Annotated in this window: 21 protein-coding genes; 14 read left to right on the forward strand and 7 right to left on the reverse strand. The window is 65.9% G+C overall.

The genetic code is table 11. The annotated features are described in order from the left end of the window. Positions 1–26: 26 nt before the first annotated feature. Together acnB and HV742_RS28555 are read left to right on the forward strand one after the other, a co-directional pair. On the forward strand, positions 27–2,618 hold the full coding sequence (acnB, locus tag HV742_RS28550; protein WP_049075327.1) for a bifunctional aconitate hydratase 2/2-methylisocitrate dehydratase: 2,592 nt from the start codon (positions 27–29) through the stop codon (positions 2,616–2,618). A gap of 226 nt (positions 2,619–2,844) precedes the next feature. Further along, positions 2,845–3,444 (forward strand): transglycosylase SLT domain-containing protein, encoded by a 600-nt coding sequence (locus HV742_RS28555; RefSeq protein WP_175146987.1) that lies wholly within the window; start codon positions 2,845–2,847, stop codon positions 3,442–3,444. Between the two features lie 71 nt (positions 3,445–3,515). On the opposite strand, the gene HV742_RS28560 is transcribed toward HV742_RS28555, so the two are convergent. Continuing rightward, positions 3,516–4,175: a thiopurine S-methyltransferase gene (locus HV742_RS28560; protein ID WP_049075336.1), complete on the reverse strand. Its 660-nt coding sequence runs from the start codon at positions 4,173–4,175 to the stop codon at positions 3,516–3,518. Positions 4,176–4,519: 344 nt separating this feature from the next. Between HV742_RS28560 and HV742_RS28565 the strand changes: the two genes are divergently transcribed. From HV742_RS28565 to HV742_RS28575, 3 genes are all read left to right on the forward strand, one after another. Next, positions 4,520–5,065 carry a fasciclin domain-containing protein gene (locus HV742_RS28565; protein WP_049075338.1) on the forward strand — a complete coding sequence of 182 codons (546 nt, stop codon included), beginning with the start codon at positions 4,520–4,522 and terminating at the stop codon, positions 5,063–5,065. A gap of 220 nt (positions 5,066–5,285) precedes the next feature. Next, entirely contained in the window at positions 5,286–6,017 is a 732-nt protein-coding gene (locus tag HV742_RS28570) for a tetratricopeptide repeat protein (RefSeq protein ID WP_254601287.1), read from the forward strand. Between the two features lie 74 nt (positions 6,018–6,091). After that, positions 6,092–6,901 (forward strand): hypothetical protein, encoded by an 810-nt coding sequence (locus tag HV742_RS28575; protein ID WP_175146988.1) that lies wholly within the window; start codon positions 6,092–6,094, stop codon positions 6,899–6,901. 24 nt (positions 6,902–6,925) lie between these two features. Here HV742_RS28575 and HV742_RS28580 read toward each other — a convergent pair whose 3' ends face one another. The 3 genes from HV742_RS28580 to HV742_RS28590 form a co-directional block, all read right to left on the reverse strand. After that, positions 6,926–7,684, reverse strand: a complete 759-nt coding sequence (locus HV742_RS28580) for a YoaK family protein (RefSeq protein WP_049075341.1) — start codon at positions 7,682–7,684, stop codon at positions 6,926–6,928. 9 nt (positions 7,685–7,693) lie between these two features. Further along, on the reverse strand, positions 7,694–7,858 hold the full coding sequence (locus HV742_RS28585; RefSeq protein WP_175146989.1) for a hypothetical protein: 165 nt from the start codon (positions 7,856–7,858) through the stop codon (positions 7,694–7,696). A gap of 119 nt (positions 7,859–7,977) precedes the next feature. Then, positions 7,978–9,024: an aldo/keto reductase gene (locus HV742_RS28590; RefSeq protein WP_063585220.1), complete on the reverse strand. Its 1,047-nt coding sequence runs from the start codon at positions 9,022–9,024 to the stop codon at positions 7,978–7,980. A 318-nt stretch (positions 9,025–9,342) separates the two neighbouring features. On the opposite strand from HV742_RS28590, the gene HV742_RS28595 reads away from it, so the two are divergent. From HV742_RS28595 to HV742_RS28610, 4 genes are all read left to right on the forward strand, one after another. After that, on the forward strand, positions 9,343–10,290 hold the full coding sequence (locus HV742_RS28595) for an AraC family transcriptional regulator (RefSeq protein WP_175146990.1): 948 nt from the start codon (positions 9,343–9,345) through the stop codon (positions 10,288–10,290). A 255-nt stretch (positions 10,291–10,545) separates the two neighbouring features. Continuing rightward, positions 10,546–11,109 (forward strand): DUF3455 domain-containing protein, encoded by a 564-nt coding sequence (locus HV742_RS28600; protein WP_049075351.1) that lies wholly within the window; start codon positions 10,546–10,548, stop codon positions 11,107–11,109. 97 nt (positions 11,110–11,206) lie between these two features. Further along, positions 11,207–11,776, forward strand: a complete 570-nt coding sequence (locus tag HV742_RS28605; RefSeq protein WP_049075353.1) for a sigma-70 family RNA polymerase sigma factor — start codon at positions 11,207–11,209, stop codon at positions 11,774–11,776. Continuing rightward, positions 11,773–12,501 (forward strand): anti-sigma factor, encoded by a 729-nt coding sequence (locus HV742_RS28610; protein WP_372364288.1) that lies wholly within the window; start codon positions 11,773–11,775, stop codon positions 12,499–12,501. The genes HV742_RS28605 and HV742_RS28610 overlap by 4 nt, the downstream gene beginning before the upstream one ends. An 11-nt stretch (positions 12,502–12,512) precedes the next feature. Here the strand turns inward: HV742_RS28610 and HV742_RS28615 are convergent, their stop codons facing one another. Beyond that, positions 12,513–13,658, reverse strand: a complete 1,146-nt coding sequence (locus HV742_RS28615; protein WP_049075355.1) for a sterol desaturase family protein — start codon at positions 13,656–13,658, stop codon at positions 12,513–12,515. Between the two features lie 272 nt (positions 13,659–13,930). On the opposite strand from HV742_RS28615, the gene HV742_RS28620 reads away from it, so the two are divergent. From HV742_RS28620 to HV742_RS28640, 5 genes are all read left to right on the forward strand, one after another. Next, complete coding sequence (locus HV742_RS28620; protein WP_049075356.1) at positions 13,931–14,155, forward strand: HP1242/YdcH family protein; 225 nt, start codon at positions 13,931–13,933, stop codon at positions 14,153–14,155. Between the two features lie 266 nt (positions 14,156–14,421). Beyond that, positions 14,422–14,778, forward strand: coding sequence for a hypothetical protein (locus HV742_RS28625; RefSeq protein ID WP_157810497.1), 357 nt, complete (start codon positions 14,422–14,424; stop codon positions 14,776–14,778). Positions 14,779–14,810: 32 nt separating this feature from the next. Beyond that, the gene (locus tag HV742_RS28630) at positions 14,811–15,881 is read left to right on the forward strand and encodes a glycosyltransferase family 4 protein (RefSeq protein WP_254601288.1); all 1,071 of its coding nucleotides are present in this window, start codon (positions 14,811–14,813) and stop codon (positions 15,879–15,881) included. Positions 15,882–16,199: 318 nt separating this feature from the next. After that, entirely contained in the window at positions 16,200–16,451 is a 252-nt protein-coding gene (locus tag HV742_RS28635) for a hypothetical protein (protein WP_175146992.1), read from the forward strand. A 120-nt stretch (positions 16,452–16,571) separates the two neighbouring features. Continuing rightward, on the forward strand, positions 16,572–17,174 hold the full coding sequence (locus tag HV742_RS28640; protein WP_175146993.1) for a LysE/ArgO family amino acid transporter: 603 nt from the start codon (positions 16,572–16,574) through the stop codon (positions 17,172–17,174). Between the two features lie 21 nt (positions 17,175–17,195). Here HV742_RS28640 and HV742_RS28645 read toward each other — a convergent pair whose 3' ends face one another. Then, entirely contained in the window at positions 17,196–17,663 is a 468-nt protein-coding gene (locus tag HV742_RS28645; RefSeq protein WP_175146994.1) for a carboxymuconolactone decarboxylase family protein, read from the reverse strand. A gap of 94 nt (positions 17,664–17,757) precedes the next feature. Continuing rightward, the gene (gene proP, locus HV742_RS28650) at positions 17,758–19,296 is read right to left on the reverse strand and encodes a glycine betaine/L-proline transporter ProP (protein ID WP_175146995.1); all 1,539 of its coding nucleotides are present in this window, start codon (positions 19,294–19,296) and stop codon (positions 17,758–17,760) included. Positions 19,297–19,422 lie beyond the last annotated feature (126 nt).

Raw genomic sequence — 19,422 nt, forward strand, 5'->3', positions numbered from 1 at the left:
CCAACCCGACTTTGAGCAGGCCTCACATGCTGGATACTTACCGCCAACACGTTGCCGAACGCGCGGCCCTGGGGATCCCCCCGCTGCCCCTGACGGCAAAACAAACCGCTGAACTGATCGAACTGCTGAAGAACCCGCCCGCGGGCGAAGAGCAGAACCTGGTCGATCTGCTGACCCACCGTGTTCCGGCCGGCGTGGACGATGCCGCCAAGGTCAAGGCCTCGTACCTGGCCGCCGTGGCCCTGGGCACCGAAGCTTGTGCCCTGATCAGCCGCGCCAAGGCGACCGAACTGCTCGGCACCATGCTGGGCGGCTACAACATTGGCCCGCTGGTCCAACTGCTCGACGACAAGGAAATCGGCACCATCGCCGCCGACGCCCTGAAAAAGACCCTGCTGATGTTCGACGCCTTCCATGACGTGAAGGAAAAGGCCGACAAGGGCAACGCCAACGCCAAGTCCGTGCTGCAGAGCTGGGCCGACGCCGAATGGTTCACCAGCCGTCCGGAACTGCCCGAAAGCCTGACCATCACGGTCTTCAAGGTGCCCGGCGAAACCAACACCGACGACCTGTCGCCGGCCCCGGACGCCACCACCCGCCCCGACATCCCGATGCACGCCCTGGCGATGCTCAAGAACAAGCGCGACGGCGCCGCGTTCGAACCGGAAGAAGACGGCAAGCGCGGCCCGGTCAAGTTCATCGAGTCGCTCAAGGACAAGGGTCACCTGGTCGCCTACGTCGGCGACGTGGTCGGCACCGGCTCCTCGCGCAAGTCGGCCACCAACTCGGTGTTGTGGTTCACCGGCGAAGACATCCCCTTCGTGCCGAACAAGCGTTTCGGCGGCGTGTGCCTGGGCAACAAGATCGCCCCGATCTTCTACAACACCATGGAAGACGCCGGCGCCCTGCCGATCGAACTCGACGTTTCCAAGATGGAAATGGGCGACGTGGTCGAACTGCGCCCCTATGAAGGCAAGGCGATCAAGAATGGCGAAGTCATCGCCGAATTCGAAGTCAAATCCGACGTGCTGTTCGACGAAGTGCGCGCCGGCGGCCGCATTCCGCTGATCATCGGCCGCGGCCTGACCGCCAAGGCGCGCGAAGCGCTGGGCCTGCCGCCGTCGACGCTGTTCCGCCTGCCCAAGGACCCGGCCGACACCGGCAAGGGCTTCTCGCTGGCCCAAAAGATGGTCGGTCGCGCCTGCGGCCTGCCGGAAGGCCGCGGCATCCGCCCGGGCACCTACTGCGAACCGAAGATGACCTCGGTCGGCAGCCAGGACACCACCGGCCCCATGACCCGCGACGAACTCAAGGACCTGGCCTGCCTGGGCTTCTCGGCCGACCTGGTGATGCAGTCGTTCTGCCACACCGCCGCCTACCCCAAGCCCGTGGACGTCAAGACGCACCACACGCTGCCCGAGTTCATCAGCACCCGCGGCGGCGTCTCGCTGCGTCCGGGCGACGGCGTGATCCACTCGTGGCTGAACCGCATGCTGTTGCCCGACACCGTCGGCACCGGCGGCGACTCGCACACCCGCTTCCCCATCGGCATTTCGTTCCCGGCCGGCTCGGGCCTGGTCGCCTTCGCCGCCGCCACCGGCGTGATGCCGCTGGACATGCCGGAATCGGTGCTGGTCCGCTTCAAGGGCAAGCTGCAGCCCGGCGTCACCCTGCGTGACCTGGTCAACGCCATTCCGCTGTACGCCATCAAGCAGGGCCTGCTGACGGTCGCCAAGCAAGGCAAGAAGAACATCTTCTCCGGCCGCATCCTGGAAATCGAAGGCCTGCCCGACCTGAAGGTCGAGCAAGCCTTCGAACTGTCGGACGCCTCGGCCGAGCGTTCGGCCGCCGGCTGCTCGGTGCGCCTGAACAAGGAACCGATCATCGAGTACATCAACAGCAACATCGTGATGCTCAAGTGGATGATCGCCAACGGCTACGAAGACGAGCGCACGCTGGGCCGCCGCATCAAGGCGATGGAAGCGTGGCTGGCCAATCCCCAGTTGCTGGAACCGGACGCCGACGCCGAATACGCCGCCGTCATTGAAATCGACCTGGCCGACGTGCACGAGCCCATCGTGGCCTGCCCGAACGACCCGGACGACGTCAAGACGCTGTCGGAAGTCGCCGGCGCCAAGATCGACGAAGTGTTCATCGGCAGCTGCATGACCAACATCGGCCACTTCCGCGCGGCGTCCAAGCTGCTCGAAGGCAAGCGCGACATCCCGGTCAAGCTGTGGGTGGCCCCCCCCACCAAGATGGATGCCACGCAACTGACCGAGGAAGGCCACTACGGCGTGTTCGGCACGGCCGGCGCCCGCACCGAAATGCCGGGCTGCTCGCTGTGCATGGGTAACCAGGCGCAGGTCCGCGAAGGCGCGACGGTGATGTCCACCAGCACCCGCAACTTCCCGAACCGCCTGGGCAAGAACACCAACGTGTACCTGGGTTCGGCCGAACTGGCCGCGATCTGCTCGAAGCTGGGCCGCATCCCGACCAAGGACGAGTACATGGCCGACATGGGCGTCATCAACAAGAGCGGCGACCAGATCTACCAGTACCTGAACTTCGACAAGATCGCCGACTACAAGGACGTGGCGGACGTGATCGAGGTGTAACCTCGCCACGCAGGCACCCCTGTGACACGGCCCCGGAGCGATCCGGGGCCGTTTTCATTTGGGGCGCCAAAGCGGCAAACCGCCCGAGAGATCTCAGGCCTGAGCGGCGCGATGCGAATAAAAATCGGGGGCGGAACTTTTCCATCGATACGTTTTCATACAATCACTGCAAATCGTGACACGCAAAACGTAACCGCCGCCCGCCGGCGCCTGGAGAAGACCACCAATGACACGGCTCTTGATGCCGCTGCCGCTGCTGGCCGCGCTTGCCGGCTGCGCCACCGCCCCGCCGTCGAATCCGGAGAACATCTGCGCCATCTTCCGCGAGAAGCCGGACTGGCACGACGCCGCGCTCAAGGTGCAGAAGAAATGGGGCGCGCCGGTGCCGGTGCCGATGGCGATGATGTACCAGGAGTCCAGCTTCAAGCAGGACGCGGTGCCGCCGCGCTACTACTTCCTGGGCATCATCCCGTGGGGCCGCGTCAGTTCCGCCTATGGCTACGCCCAGGCCAAGGACGAGACCTGGGACGACTACAAGAAGGATGCCGGCGGCTGGGGCTCCAGCCGTGACAATTTCGCTGACGCACTGGATTTCATGGGCTGGTACATGAACAAGACCCAGCGCCTGAACGGCATCTCCAAGTCCGATGCCTATGGCCAGTACCTGAACTACCACGAAGGCTGGACCGGATACCGCAATCGGAGCTACGACCGCAAGGCATGGCTGAAGACGGTGTCAAGGAAAGTGCAGGCGCGCGCCGACAAATTCGCCAGCCAGTACAAGAACTGCGAGAAGGACCTGACGCGAGGCGGCTGGTTCTTCTGAACCGCCGGGCCGGGCGCGAGGCAAGGCGGCGGGCCGCGCTGCCCCAGCGGCCGGCGCCGCCGGGCCGCGCCTCAGGCCTGCACGCCCAGCCGATAGACGACCGTATCCAGCCGGCTCACGCCGCGTTCGGCGAACTTGGGTTCCTTGGCCAGGATGTCGCGGCGATCGATGATCACCGCGGGCGCGACGCCGCTGAACAGCGTCCGCATCTCACTGTCCAATACCGCGAAGGGGGGCCCGTCCATCTCTTCCTGCGGATAATCGAGGGTGATCAGCAGGCCGCGATAACCGGGGGCAAGTTGCCCGTAGACGTGGCGTACGTACTCGCCCCGCATCTCCCTGGGCAGCGCGACCAGCGCCGCGCGGTCGTAGGCGCCGACGCAATGCGACAGCAGCGGCGCATCGAGCTTGAAGATGTCGCCGCGGATGATTTCGATATTGCCCGCCACATAGTGGCTGCCGTAGGCACTTTCGTGAATCAAGGGCTTGAGTTCGTTCTCGACGAAGAACTGCTCGACCGCCAGTTGCGACAGTTCCACGCCCAGCACCTGGAAGCCTTGCGCCGCCAGCCAGACCATGTCCAGCGACTTGCCGCACAAGGGCACAAGCACCTTGCCGCCCGCGGGCACCGAGAGTGTCGGCCAGTATTTCTGCAGCAGCGGCGTCACTCGTGTTTGATGAAAATGCGTGCGCCCGTCGCGCCAGCGTTCCAACCAGAATTCCGCGTCCATGTTTGTTCTTATCCTCCGGAAAATAGCGAATCGCGTGATTCGCGGCAGCGCCGCGCGCCGGTGCGCGGCCTGGCAATCACCTCTTTGATGCTACCTGTCCGCGACCGGAACCACCCTGCGAACAAGCGCCAGAAAGGCGTGCTTACCGCTGCCCGGCGGCGGCAGCGCCCCGGTCGGGCGCCGGTTTTCTCATTGTAGTGATCCTGGCAATTTCGGCAGCGAGCCCGCGCCTGCCAGCGCCGGGCGATCGCGCCTACCTAGGGTTTGCTCCAGGTCGCCGAGCGCATCCAGCCAGAGGGCTGTCCCGTATGTGCAGGCGACGGCCAACCAAAAAGGAGATCGTCATGAAATTGCTAGCTTCGATTGCCATCGCCAGCTCCGCCTTGACCCTGGCACCCACCTATGCGGCCGACGTGATGGTCGGGGGCCAACCGATGATGCCCGCCAAGACCATCGTCGCAAACGCGGTCAACTCCGCCGACCACACCACCCTGGTGGCCGCCGTCAAGGCCGCCGGCCTGGTGGACACGCTGCAGGGCAAGGGTCCGTTCACGGTGTTCGCCCCCACCAACGCCGCCTTCGCCAAGCTGCCGGCCGGCACGGTCGACACCCTGGTCAAGCCCGAGAACAAGGCCACCCTGACCAAGATCCTGACCTACCACGTCGTGCCGGGCAAGCTGGACTTCGACGCGCTGGCCGCCAAGGCCAGAAAGGGCGGCGTCACCGAGCTGACCACCGCCAGCGGCGGCAAGCTTTGGGTGATGATGAACGGCAAGCACAACCTCATCGTCAAGGACGAGAAAGGCGGCGTCGCCAACATCAGCACCTACGACGTCTACCAGTCCAACGGCGTGATCCACGTGATCGACAACGTGCTCATGCCCAAATGAGCCTATCTCCCCCTCCGCTGCCGCGAGGTGCGGCCAGGAAGGGAGCCACGGGACGGCCCGGCCTCATCGCCGGGCCGTCCGGTCGTGGCGAACGCCGGCGCGATTTCGGGATATCGTAAGGGGCCCAGGCCCCATTTTCCCGTCCCTCATGATCGCAACGCCGCATCGTCCTTTTCGATTGTCGCCAGGCTGGCGGCACGCCGCGGCATGGTGGGCGACCGTGCGCCCCGGCAGGTACTTACGCGCCCTGATCGGCTGCCTGCTGGCCGCCCTGCTGCTGGCGGGCCACGCCGCCGCCCGCGCGCAAGCGCAGCCGCCGCTGGAATTCGACAACGCCTACCAGGCCGAATTGGCCGCCGAGAGCACCGCCTTGCGCGCCCGCATCCAGCAATGGCCCGCGCCGCTGCGGGAAATGAACCAGCAGATCTCCGCCGCGCTGCGCGGCAACGACCCGGCGCAGGCGCAGCGCATCGCCGAAGCCCTGTCGCAACGCGATCCCGGCAATGCCGACGTCAGGAACTTCCTGGGCAAGCTGCAAACGGTCAACGGCCAACCCGCCGCGGCGCTGGAACGGTTCGACGAAGCGATCAGGCTGGACCCGGACAACCGCTGGTTCTACGTGAACAAGGCCGGCGTCCAGGCCGAGCTGCGGGACCTGCCCAGCGCGCTGGCCACGGCGCGGAGCCTGACGCAGCGCTATCCGCAATGGAGCATCGGCCTGAACCTGGAAGCCGCCTTGCTGGACGGCCTGGGCCGCACGGCCGACGCCCTCAAGACATACGAGCGGGCCGTGGCGGCGGCGCCGCCCAGCGCCCAGATACTGACCAACCAGGGCATGCTGCAACGGCGGCTGGGCCGCCAGGCGGACGCGCGCGCCAGCTACGAGGCGGCGCTGCGGCTGCAACCCGGCTATTCCCGCGCGGCCGCCGAGCTGGCATCGCTGCCGCGCTAGCGCCGCTTCTTTCGACGTTTCTCGCTCCGCCTTGCCGTGACGCGCAAGCCATCCGCCGCCAAAGGAGTCCCCCCATGTCTCGCACACCGCCCGCCCTGCCGCGCTCCGCGCAGCCTGTTCTCGTCTCCCCGCCCCGGCGCGCGCTGACGCTGACAATGGCGGCCTTGGCCTGCGCGCCGCTGCGCATCGCGTTAGCGGCGGGCCCTGCCGCGCCGAATGAGCGGGATGCCATCATCCGCCAGGTCTTCCGGGCGGACCCGGCGAGCCTTCGCTACGGCGCGGACCACGCCAGGCTGATGCGCGGACTGGGCGTGATCTGGATTCCCGTGGAGTCCGGCGCGCCCGGCATCGAGTTCGAACGGCCGTTGAGCGACAAGGACACGATCGCCGCGGCGATGGCATTGCTGGGCACGTCCGATCGAAGCCTGGCGACGCGGCGCCTGGCGCAAGTGTGCCGGCTGGTGCCGGCCTATGTGCGCGACATCAGCCGCCTGCCCGCCGGCCGCTATACGCTGCCGCCGCAACGGCGCGAAGCCTTCGACTTCCCCGACAGTGGCGTCGATGCGCAGGGCCGCTTCGAACTGCGGCGCGAGCACCTGACGCTGCTGCGCGCGGCGAACTGGCGCGAGGCCGGTCCGGGCGAGCTGGACGCGGTGCTGCGCGAGGGCGACGCCTTCTGGCCGATGCCCTTCATCGACGGCAAGCGCCCGTATGGGGACAGCAGCCACTACCAAATCGACATGGCCCGGCTGCTTGGCGCCCCCTATCCGAAGGGCGCCGATGGCCGTGCCATCACCGATCCCGCCAAGGATGCGCGCCTGGAAAAGCTACATTGGCAGACGGCGGCGGCGCTGCAGGTCTTGCTGGCCAACGCCAAGACCTGAGCCGCGCGCGGTCGCCGGCGTGCGCTAGGGACGCGCGAAGAAATGGCGGATGTCGTCGGCCACCGGCACCGCCGCCAGCACCATCAGGAACAACGCCAGCGGCACGGTCGAACCGAAGCCGTAGTGGAAGAAGGAATAGGCGCCCGTCACGCCGCCAGCGAAAAACAGCGTGACCATCGTGCTCAGCACGATCAGCTTGCCGCGGTCGGCCCGCACCGGGGCCGCGCCGGCCTTGTCCTCGTGCGCCAGGTTCCAGTAGAACAGCTTGCCCAGTTCAATGCCGATGTCGGTGACCATGCCGGTCACGTGGGTCGTGCGGATCTCGGACTTGGACACCTTGGTGATCATCGCGTTCTGCAGGCCCATGATGTAGCACAGCAGCATCACGGTGCCGGGCACGTAGAACCAGCGCAGGTTCTCGAGGTTCGCCCCCAGCAGGCCGAAGGCCAGCAGCAGCACCGCCTCGAGCATCAGCGGCAGGGCGAACTCGCTGGCCAGGTGCGTGCGCCGGCCGAAATTGATCAGCGAGGCCGAGGTGGCCGCCCCCGCCACGAACGACAGCAGCGCGGCCATTCCTTGCACCACCACGGCCAGGCCGCCCAGCACCATGTGATCGGCGATCATCGACACGATGCCCGACATGTGCGAGGTGTACTGCTGCACGGCCAGGAAGCCGCCCGCGTTGACGGCGCCGGCGATGAAGGTCAGGAAATACGCCAGCCGCCGGTTGGCCTGGGGCGTACGGCTGACCGCCGTGAGTTGGCGCAGGAAGGGGATGGCCACGGCGACGCGTCAATGCACGCGGAAAGGGGCGTCGTCCATGGAACCACTCCCTTTCTCGACGCCGCGCCTGGCGCCGCCGCCATCGAACGACGGCGTGGCCGCCGCCGTGGCCGTGTCGGCCAACGCGACCCTCATAATCACCGCCCGGCCGGCGGCGCGCGCATGGCGCTTCATAACGGGGACTCCCGGGAAAAGAGCGGCGCGGCCGGCGAACGGGCCGCGCCCGGTTCCTGGATTCTACTCGCCCCGCCGGCGGAACATGGCGCTGCCGCCCTTTCCCGGTCCAACTCCGCTCACGCGGCGTTCGACTCCCGCAACTGCTGCCGGCGGAACTCGCCCTGGCGCGTGAACATCCATCCCGGATACTCGGGCGGCAAGGCGCTCACCTGATCCAACGCCGCCAGCTCTTGCGCCGTCAGTCGGATATCCGTGGCCGCCAGATTGTCATCGAGCTGCTCGACCCGCTTGGCGCCGATGATGACGCTGGTGACCGCCCGCTGGTGCAGCAGCCATGCCAGCGCCACTTGCGCCACCGATACGCCGCGCGCCTCGGCCACCTGGCGCAAGACGTCGATGCTGTCGAAGGCGCGCTCGCGGTCGACGGGCGGAAAGTCAAACTGCGCGCGGCGGTCGCCGGCGGCCGCCTGGCCATCGCGGCTGTACTTGCCACTGAGCAGGCCGCCCGCCAACGGGCTCCACACCATCAGGCCGACCCCCTCGCTTTGCAGCATGGGCACGATCTCGCGCTCCAGGTCGCGGCCGGCGACGGTGTAGTAGGCCTGCAGGGATTCGAAGCGGGCCAGGCCCAGGCGCTCGGCAATGCCCAGCGCCTTCATGATCTGCCAGGCCGCCCAGTTGGACACGCCGACGTAGCGCACGTGGCCATGCTGCACCAGGTTGTCGAGCGCCCGTACGGTCTCCTCGATGGGCGTGGCCGGATCGAAACCGTGAATCTGGTAGAGGTCGATATGGTCCAGTTGCAGGCGGGCCAGGCTTTTCTTGACGCTCTCCATGATATGGAAACGCGAATTGCCGCGTGCGTTGACGCCCGGGCCGGTCTGGCCGAACACCTTGGTGGCGATGACCACGTCGTCGCGCGCGACCTTCAGGTCGCGCAACGCCTGCCCCGTGATGATCTCGGAACGACCTTCTGAATACACGTCGGCCGTGTCGATGAAGTTGACGCCGGCCTCCAGCGCGCGGCCCACCAGCCGGTTGGCGTCCTCCTGCTGCAGGGCGCCGATCTTGCTCCACAGCTCGCCTTCGCCGCCGAAGGTCATCGTGCCCAGGCACAGTTCTGAAACGAACAGGCCGGTGTTGCCGAATTTCTTGTACCGCATGATTGCACTCCTTCCAGGGCACGGCGCGCCGCCGGCCCGGGATGGGACGGCACCGGCGCACGTCCGGGGTGGAAACAGTATGCGGTGCGGGGGCGGCCGCGGGCGATGCTCGATCCTGCCCTTTTTTTGCCTGATTCTCCGGGCCGCCCGCGCCCGGCGGGACATGCGCCCGATCCTCCATATTTTTTGCCCATTTCTCCGCGCCCGGCTTCGAGACCGAACGCATGCCACTAGTTGGGTCTACACTCGACATCGCCTGATCCTCCGGCGTCCCGCCCGCCCCGCGCGTGCGCAGGCGCCTTGCCCGGAGCCCCGCACATGCCTTCCGCCCCCACCCATATCTCCGCCCCGTCAACGGCCGCTTTCGAGCCCGCCCGGCACGAATTGCTGTGCCTGCTCGAACGCATGACCGGCACGCTCGAGGGTTCACTCGACACCCCCATCGAGGGCCTGTACCTGCACCGCATCTCCCAGCCGACCGGCCCCAAGCCGGCCCTGCAGAAGGCGGCGCTGGCGGTCATCGCGCAAGGATCCAAGCGCGTGCTGATCGGCGACGAAGCCTATGAGTACGACCCGTTCCACTACCTGATCTCGTCCGTCGATCTGCCGGTGGTGGCCAAGGTCTCGGTCGCCAGCCCCTCCCTGCCTTACCTGGGCTTGCGGCTGGATCTGAACCCGGAGGAAATCACCGCGCTCATCAGCGATGAAAACCTGCCGCCGCTGCTGCCGGCCGAAGCCTCGCGCGCCATGTGCGTCAATCCACTCGGCGGCACGCTGCTGGACGTGACGCTGCGCCTGCTGCGGCTGCTCGAGACGCCGCGTGACATCCCCATCCTGGCGCCCATGGTCAAGCGCGAGCTGCTGTATCGCCTGCTGATGAACGGCCAGGGCATGGTGCTGCGCCAGACCGTGCTGCAGGACAGCCAGCTAAACCGCGTGGCCAAGGCGATCCGCATCCTGCGCGACAACTACGCGCTGCCGCTGCGGGTCGAGGAGATCGCCCGCGACGTGCACATGAGCGTGTCGTCGCTGCATCATCATTTCAAGCAGGCTACCGCCATGAGCCCGCTGCAGTACCAGAAGCACCTGCGGCTGCAGGAAGCGCGCCGCCTGATGCTGACCGATGACGCGGGCGTGGCGCTGGCCGCGCACGCGGTGGGCTATGAAAGCTCGTCGCAATTCAGCCGCGAGTACAGCCGCCTGTTCGGCTTCCCGCCCCTGCGCGACAAACAGCGCTGGAAGGACGAAGCGCTGGCCGCCGCCTGATTCTTCGGCGGGGCCGCCGCCATCGCATGGCGACGACCGGGCGGGCCGCCATCGGCGATAAATTGGAGCCCCCTCCGCAAAGGCCGCCGCGTCACGCCGTCCGCGATGCGAACATCAGCACAGCACAGATGGCAGCCCCTCAAAAAAAATCCGACCGGCCTGCATCCGAATCGGTCTCTCGCGTGTAGTACCTGCAACGGCGCGCATTCCGCGTGTCGTTGCAGACAGATCCCCTCTACCCGCAGGAGACCGCTCATGAATACTCGCCTCCCCCTCCGCCGTCCTGGCGCCGGCCTGTTCGCCACCGCCATCCTGGCCGCGTGCGGCACGCTTGGCGCCTTCCAGGCCATGGCGTACTCGCAGGACGCGCTGCCCGCCGAAGTCCGTGTACCCAATGGCCACAAAGTAGCCTGGGAAACCGTGGGCAAGGGTGAAATCACCTACGAATGCCGCGCCAAGGCCGACGCGAAAGACCAGGCTGAATGGGTCTTCGCCGGTCCCAAGGCCGTCCTGAACGACCGCCAGGGCAAGCAGGTCGGCACGTACTACGGCCCTCCCGCCACGTGGGAAGCGGCGGACGGCTCCAAGCTGACCGGCACCCAGGTCGCCGTGGCGCCCGCCGGCGCGGGCAACCTGCCCTATCAATTGGTCAAGGCCAATCCCGCCATGGGCGCGGGCGCCTTGACGGGCGTGGCCTATATCCAGCGCACGGCACTCAAGGGCGGCGTGGCGCCGCAGACGCCGTGCACGACCGCGACCCTGGGCCAGCGCAGCCAGGTCGCCTACCAGGCCGACTACATTTTCTGGAAGGCGGACTGACACGGCGGGGCTTGGCGGGCGGGCAGACTCCGGTAATATGCTGTCACCCGCCCGGGCCAGGCCCGGGTCCGTACCCACCGTCGCCAGGCCCGCGCACATGCCGCAACGCCCCGCCCCGGATTTCGATTACGAAGCGGCTCTCAAGGAGTGCGCCGCGGGCCGCCGCGCGGCGCTCGAGGCCCTGTATCGGCAAGAAGGGCCGCGCCTGCTGGGCGTGGCCCAGCGCATCCTGCGCGACCGCGCCCGCGCCGAAGACATCGTGCACGACGCCTTCGTCAATATCTGGAAGCAGGCCGCTGGCTTCGATGCCACGCGGGGCTCGGCGCGCGGCTGGCTCTACCGCATCGCCCGCAACCTCGCCCTGAACGCCGTGCGTGACAGCCGCCACGAAACCGGCATGGACGACGACACCGCGGCGGCCCTGGATATCCGTGACTCGATGCAGGCGTGGCATGACACCCACGACGCCTTCGAATGGCGTGACAGCGCCGGCCGCATCGGCCCCTGCCTCGAACAATTGGAGCCGGTGCGTCGCAACTGCCTGCTGCACGCCTACGTCGAGGGCCTGTCGCAAAGCGAGATCGCGCAACGTATCGGCGCCCCCCTGGGCACCGTCAAAGCCTGGATCAAGCGCAGCCTGAAAGCGCTGAAGGAATGTCTGGCATGAGCGCCCTGCCCACGACACCCGAAGGCCTGGACGAACTGGCGGGGGAATACGTGCTGGGCACCTTGCCCAGCGCCCGCCGGCGCGAAGTCGAGGCCCGCCTGGAGCACGACGCCGCGCTGCGCGCCGCGGTCGACCGCTGGGAAGCGCGGCTGCTGCCGCTGGCCGACCTGGCCACCCCGATCGACCCCTCGCCCGGTCTCTGGCCGCGCATCGCGGCCACGCTGGACGCGGGCCAGGCCGTGCCCGCTCGCGAGCCCCGGCGAAAGCGCGCCGCGCTCTGGGATAGCCTGCCGTTCTGGCGCGGCGCGGCCGTCTGCGGCCTGGCCGCGGCGCTGACCCTGGCGGTCGCCCTGTCGCTGCGTCCGGTCTCGACGCCCGCGGCCACGCAATACATGGTGGTGCTGGTGGCGCCGCAGTCGCAGGCGCCGGGTTGGGTGATACAGGCCCAGGCCGGCAGGCACGACGTGCAGCTCGTCCCGATTGCCGCGGTACAGGTGCCGCCGGACCGCGCCCTGGAATTCTGGACCAAGGCGGACGGTTGGTCCGCGCCCGTGTCCCTGGGCCTGGTCAAGCCCGGCGAACCGGTGCGCATCCCGCTGGATGCCTTGCCGCCGCTGGAGCCCAATCAGTTGTTCGAACTGACGTTGGAGCCTGCCACCGGGTCTCCCATCGGCAGGCCCACCGGACCGATCCAGTTCATCGGCCGCGCGGTCAAGATGATGTAGCGCCGGACGGCCTACTTCTTGCGGAAGGGGTAGGCCTGCTGCGCCAGGAACGTGCCGGGCATGTCGTTATCGAGAATGCCGTAGTTCTCCGGCAGGCGCTTGCCCGTGCCGCGTACCGCCGTGCCGAACAGGTAGTCGATGAACGACAGGTGCGCCGCATAGTTCTTGTCGATCGCCTCGGTGTCGGACGAGTGATGCCAGTGGTGGAAGTCCGGCGTCACGATGATGTAGCGCAGCCAGCCCCACGGCAGCTTGACGTTGGAATGGATCAGCACCGCCTGGAAACCGACGATGATGATGTAGGCATCCAGCACCGGCTTGGAAAAGCCCAGCGCGAACAGCACGCCCAGCACCGCCACCCGCGTGATCAGCAGTTCGACGATGTGCAGGCGCGAACCGGCCAGCCAATCGAGCGTGCGGGTGCTGTGGTGCACCGCGTGGATGCGCCACAGGAACGGCACCTCGTGATACGCCCGATGCGCGGCGTACTGCACCAGGTCCGCCACCAGCACCGCCACGAACAACTCCACCAGGTAAGGCAGCGACTGGATCGCCTGCTGCAGCGGTTCGTACGCGGCCCACGAGAACAAGCGGTGCACGAAGAAGTTGATGCACAGCAGCACCGCGCCCACCGACAGGTGGTTGAACAGGAAGTGCTTCATGTCCACCTGCCATTCGCCGCGGAACACCGGCTGGCCCGGGTATAGCGGAAACAGCTTTTCGAAGATGATGAACACGGTGCTGGAGGCCAGCAGGTCGAGGATGAACCAGTCCAGCCCCAGGTAGGGATGATGGCCGGTGTTGGACGTCGTCACCACCACCTGGCTGCCGCCGGCGGCGACCGCGCCGCACACCAGCACGAACGCGGCGATGTTGAGCCAGCGCTGGCGGCCGAACACGATGTTGGTCAGGGCGATGGTGCCGGACGCCAGCAAGGCGGCGAACAGCAACGTGCGCATCGCGTCGACGGTGTAGAAGGTGCGCAATTCGGGCGTCGTCAGATACGCCGGAAAGTGAAACGCCAGCACGCCCAGCACCGACAGGATGGCGAGGAATAGCGCAATCACGCCGGTGATCATCCCGGTGCCCGGGTGGATCCGGCCGTCCTGCTGGAACAACGCCAGGACTCGGCGATAAATGGGCGCGCGCTGATTCATGTCACTTTTATGGCAGACCACGGGGAAGCGAGTGTATCCCCGGCCCCAAACGGCCCATGTAAATAAACGTGAAAAGATAAGACCAAGCAACTCCCCCATGGCGCCCCACTTGCCACGCCTTTTGCGTGGCATCAAATCGGCCCCGCGGCGCGCTGCCCGGCGGGTTGACTTTGGCGGGCCATTGGGCTGTCATGGAACCGACAGCTCATTAACGGGCCGGTTCGCCGGCCCCGCGCAGCCCCCCCTTCAACCGGATCACGCAAGAGGCCGTCATGTTTCCTGAGTACCGCCAACTGATTACCCGCCTGAAAGCCGAGAATGGTCATTTCTCGGCACTGTTCCAGCGTCACAACGACCTGGACCAGGAGATCAAGAACATGGAGGCGGGCATCGTGCCGGCCTCTGACACCAGCGTCGAAGTCCTTAAAAAGGAAAAGCTCCTGCTCAAGGACAAGCTGTACAGCCTGCTGCGGGCGGCGGACCAGAACGCCGGCTAGCCTGGCTTCACGGACCTCCCTGGCATAAGGCGCCCCTCTCCGGGCGCTTTTTTGTTGTTCGTGCCTTCGCGCCCTCGGGACTGCGAACACGCCACTCTTTCATTCAGAAAATGGTAAGCTACTCGCCGCTCAGGCCGGCCTTGCCCATGCCGCTGGGCGCTGATGTTCAGCAGTAAGACGAACAAGTGGACGCGTTGTATGCCGAAATGAGCAGATTGAGGCGAGTTTGCTAAAATGCGACAACAATTTTCAATTGAAACATTATTATGCCGCATTTTCAGGGCGTACGGCTGCCCGCGCTATTCCGGTATTCTTTCGATCCTGGCAATGGCAAAGCTTCTCGACTTGTAGACGTGGGGCTGGCCAGTGCGATTCCATCTCACATGTTCGAAGCTGTTGGACCCTATGAGCTGGCCATACTTAAACCCTCTGACATCATGAACCGGTTGGGGGCTGCCGGCTGGCGCCTATGCTTGGACCTGTCCGGCAACATCCAGGCGCACCAGCACGACAAGCGCCTGGACATCAAGCTGGGGGCAACCACTCCCTATGGCGTGATCTCGGACGAGGATTTCCTCTACGCCGAGACCATAGTGCTGTTATCCCAAAGCGAGACATCCTGATGTGTGCTAGCGGCCAGGGGCGGTTGCGCATCATGCATTCCGAGGCGGCGACAACCTTCGGCGGCCAGGAAAACCGTATTTTCCAGGAAATGATGGCATTGCGCGAACGCGGCCATACGCTCGAAGCGATCTGCCAACCCGGAAGCAAGCTGTCGGCGAGCCTGCAGGCTGAGGGGTTTCGCGTGCATGAATTCCTGATGGACGGTGTATCGAACTACACCCGAGCGGTGTACGGCATCCGCAGCATCCTGGCGCGCGGCAAATTCGACGTCCTCAATACCCATAGCCGGCGCGACACCGTGATCGCGGCGATGGCCGGCCGACTTGCAGGTACGCCGCTGATCGTACGCACCCGTCACCTGGCCAAACGGCCCGGATCGCTATGGAGCTACACTCGACTTCCGCACCGGGTGGTGGCGGTCAGCGACTATGTCGCGAGCCAGATGCTCGAGCGCGGCGTGCCGCAAAGCCATGTCATGACGGTGTCCGATGCGATTCCCATCGCGCCGAACGACGGGCGCTCCAGCCTGCGCGAAGAGCTAGGGATTTCCCGTGACGCCATCGTCATCGTCTGCGTCGCGCACCTGCGGCCGCAGAAAGGTCAGGGCCTGCTGCTGTCCGCGGCGGCACCGCTTATAAACGGCCCGGCGGATATCCATTTGGTTTTTGCGGGCGAAGGATCGCAGCTCAATGCCCTCAAAGATACGGCTCGCCGACTCGCTTGCGAAACGCGCATTCACTTTCTCGGCCGACGCACCGATATCGGCAATGTGCTGGCCGCCAGCGACATCTTCGCGCTGGCCACCCAGTTTGAGGCCTTGGGCACTTCATTCATCGAAGCGGCGGCCTGCGGATTGCCCATCGTCGGCACGCACGTTGGGGGTGTCCCCGAAGTCGTGAAGCACGGCGAGACCGGCCTGCTTGTGCCCTATGGCGATGCCGGCGCCTTGCGTGCTTCCCTGGAAACCCTGGCCGCCGACGCGTCCTTGCGACAGCGCATGGGCGCAGCCGGTGCAGCCTATGTGCGCGGCGAGAAAAAATTCTCGCTCGCTGGCATGGCGGAAGGCATGGAGCATGCCTACCTGACGTGGTTGAAAAGATAGGCCTCCAAAACGCATTTCGACAGCGCGGCGCCAGCCGACCTGGCGAAATCCGCCCAATCAGATTGCTGCGACCTTCCGCAATACTCTGACCGTCGTCCGCAGTCCCGCAAGGTCGCTAGGCCTGGCTCACCTGGAGCGTCCAGGCGCGAGGTGTGAAAGCGACCCTGGGTGCTCACCTGCTGGCTGGAGGCCAAGTCCACAGGGCTACCCCGATGGACAAGCAGATTGAGCCAAGTGTGGAAGGGGCTTGCTGACATTAACCTGAATAAATAAAATTCCGGTATACCGCCCTGGCGGCCGCGTGAACAGGATACAAAGGTGTTGGACAGAAATTTCAAACCCGGCGAGGCCGTATCGCCGGTGACCGGCTGGGCCATGATGCCCCTGGTGGAACACGATTCCCTGCTGCTGCGGCTGGATTTCCTGACCGATCCGTCGCCCGTCGCGGCCGCGCGCAACGGGCGGGGCCGCGTCTATGCCGTTACCTCGGAACAGCTGCAACTATTGTTGAATTCGCTGCAGGCCGAGCTCGACAAGCTGCAACCGGTAGCCGCCGGACCGCGCCATTGATCGAGGCGGCGTGCCGCGATCACGCCCGAAAATTCAGAAACTCTAAAGATAGATTAGTATCTTTAGATTCTCTAATTATCCCGTAGCCGCTAGTCTGTCGCCCTTGATTCAAGGCACGACATGAGCAGCGCATACTTCCCCGGATTTTTACTCGGCCTCAGCCTGATCCTCGCGATCGGCGCGCAAAACGCCTTTGTCCTGCGCCAGGGCTTGCGCCAGGAGCACGTCTTCGCGGTGTGCCTGGTGTGCGCGCTGTCGGACGCGGTGCTGATCTCCGCCGGCGTGGCCGGCTTCGGCCTGGCCTCCGATGCCATGCCCTGGCTGGAACCGGTGCTGCGCTATGGCGGCGCGCTGTTCCTGCTGGCCTATGCGGCGCGCAGCCTGCGCTCCGCGCTGCGCAACCACGGCAGCCTGACGCCGTCGTCACGCCAGGCCACCGGACTGGGCGCCACCCTGCTCACCTGCCTGGCTTTCACCTGGCTCAACCCGCACGTCTATCTGGACACGGTCGTGTTGCTGGGATCGATCTCCAGTCAATACGAAGGCCGCAAGCTCGCCTTCGCCTTGGGCGCCATGACCGCCTCGTTCGCGTTCTTCTTCACCCTGGGATTCGGTGCCCGCCTGCTGCGCCCGGTCTTCGCCAGCCAGACCGCCTGGCGGGTGCTGGACGTCCTGGTCGGCCTGGCCATACTGGCGATCGCGCTCAAGCTGCTGTGGCCTTGACCCTGATCGCGGCCCGCCCGCCTATCCGCCCTGCCCGGCCTTTTTGACGGCGGCCGGGGTATTGCGGAACGTGACGCCCAAGCGATTGAAGGCATTCATCAGCCCGATCGCATAGGTCAGGTCCGCCAGCTCCTTGTCATTGAATTCGGCCGCCGCGGCCTGGTAGTCCGCGTCCGGCACGCCGGTGTCGGCGACCCGCGTCACGCATTCGGCCCAGGCCAGCGCGGCCTGCTCGCGGCCGCTGAACAAGGGGCCGGCCTCGCGCCACACCGGCACCAGCACCAGTTTGTCCACCGCCACGCCCTGCCTGAGCAGGTCGCGGCTGTGCATGTCGATGCAATAGGCGCAGCCGTTGATCTGCGAGACCCGCAGGTACACCAGGTTGACCAGGGCTTCGGGCAGGCCGCATTGGCGCAGATAGGCATAGACGGCGCCAAAGGCCTTGTAGCCCTCGGGGGCGGCTTGGGCGTAGTCGAGACGATGGCTCATGATGGATCCTGATTGCTGTCTATCGAAGGCCTCATGCTGCGCCCTCGCGGCGCTTTCCGGTAGATCCAAGAATCAGGTTCCGGCTTGGGCCATGTCAGTCGATGTCCGGATGCCGGTCCGCCAACCGCTGTCGCTTCTGCTTCAGCGTCTCCAGCTTCTCTTCCAGTTCCGCGATCTCGGCGTCCACGTCCTGCACGCTTTGCTCGATCTGATCATAGGCCTGCTGCAACAGCGCTTTCACCTCGCCCTTGTTCGCGGCGTTCGGGGTATCGCCGCGCAGCGGCCGGTTGGCCGTCTCGGGCATGAATACGGCCGTGATCAGGCCCACGACGGCGGCGGCCATCAGGTAGTACGCCGGCATCATCAGGTTGCCGGACTCCTCGACGATCCAGGCGGCAACGGTCGGCGTCAGGCCGGCAATGATGATGGCCACGTTGAAGGACGCCGCCAGGGCGCTGTAGCGGATACGCGTGGGAAACAGGGCCGGCAGGGTCGCCGCCATCACGCCGATCATGCAGTTCAGCACGATCGCGATCAGCAGCAGGCCCAGGAAGATGAGTCCGATGTTGTCGCTGCCCAGCAGCAGGAAGGACGGAATGGCCACCACCATCAACCCCAGGCAGCCGCTGATGAAGAATGGCTTGCGGCCGATCTTGTCGCTGACGAACCCCACCCCGGGCTGCACGAACAGCATGCCCACCATCACCACCACCACGATCAGCACGCCGTGCTGTTCCGGGTAGTGCAGGCTGCCCGACAGATAGGTCGGCATGTAGGTCAGCAACATGTAATAGGTGATGTTGGCCGTCAGCACCATGCCGATGCAGACCAGGAGTGCCTTGCGGTATTTGGCGAAGATCTCGCGCACCGAGACCTTCGGCCGTTCCTGCACCGCATCACGGTCGTCCTGCTCCATCTTCTCGAGCTGTTGCGTGAAGGCCGGCGTTTCTTCCGCGGCGTGCCGCAGGTAAAGGCCCAGCAAGCCCAGCGGACCGGCAATGAAGAAGGGCGCGCGCCAGCCCCAATCCAGGAAGGCCGCTTCCGACATCGCCGCCTGCAGCATCAGCACCATGCCCGCGCCCAGCACGAAGCCCGCGATCGACCCGAAGTCGAGCCAGCTGCCGAGGAACCCCCGTTGACGATCGGGGGCATACTCGGCGACGAAAATCGCGGCGCCGGTGTATTCGCCGCCCACTGAAAAGCCCTGTGCCAGCTTGCAGAGCAACAGCAACAGCGGGGCCCACAGGCCGATGGACTCGTAGGACGGAATCAGCCCGATGCAGAACGTGCTGATGGCCATGATGATGATGGTCAGCGACAGCACCTTCTGCCGGCCGAACTTGTCGCCCATCACGCCGAAGAACACGCCGCCCAGCGGCCGCACCAGGAACGGCACGGAAAACGTGCCCAGCGCCGCGATCGTCTGCACGGCCGGCGACGCATCCGGGAAGAACACCTTGCCCAGCGCGAAGGCAACGAAACCGTAGACGCCGAAATCGAACCACTCCATCGCATTGCCCAGCGCGGCGGCCGTCACCGCCTTCTTGAGCTTGGTGTTGTCGATGACGGTGACATCGCCGCTGCGCCAGGGGCGCACGGTTTCCTGCGTGGAAGCGTTCGAAGATTCAGCCATGGCAGCACCGCGGATTCAATGTGACCCCGAAATTCTACCGACGCCCGACCGCTATCCACCCATCAAAATGTGACTTGTGCATCCAGGTTTGAAGATGGCCGCGCGCATCATGCTGATGCGGTCACT

The organism is Achromobacter ruhlandii, from assembly GCF_902859695.1.
Classification (GTDB): Bacteria; Pseudomonadota; Gammaproteobacteria; order Burkholderiales; family Burkholderiaceae_B; genus Achromobacter; species Achromobacter ruhlandii.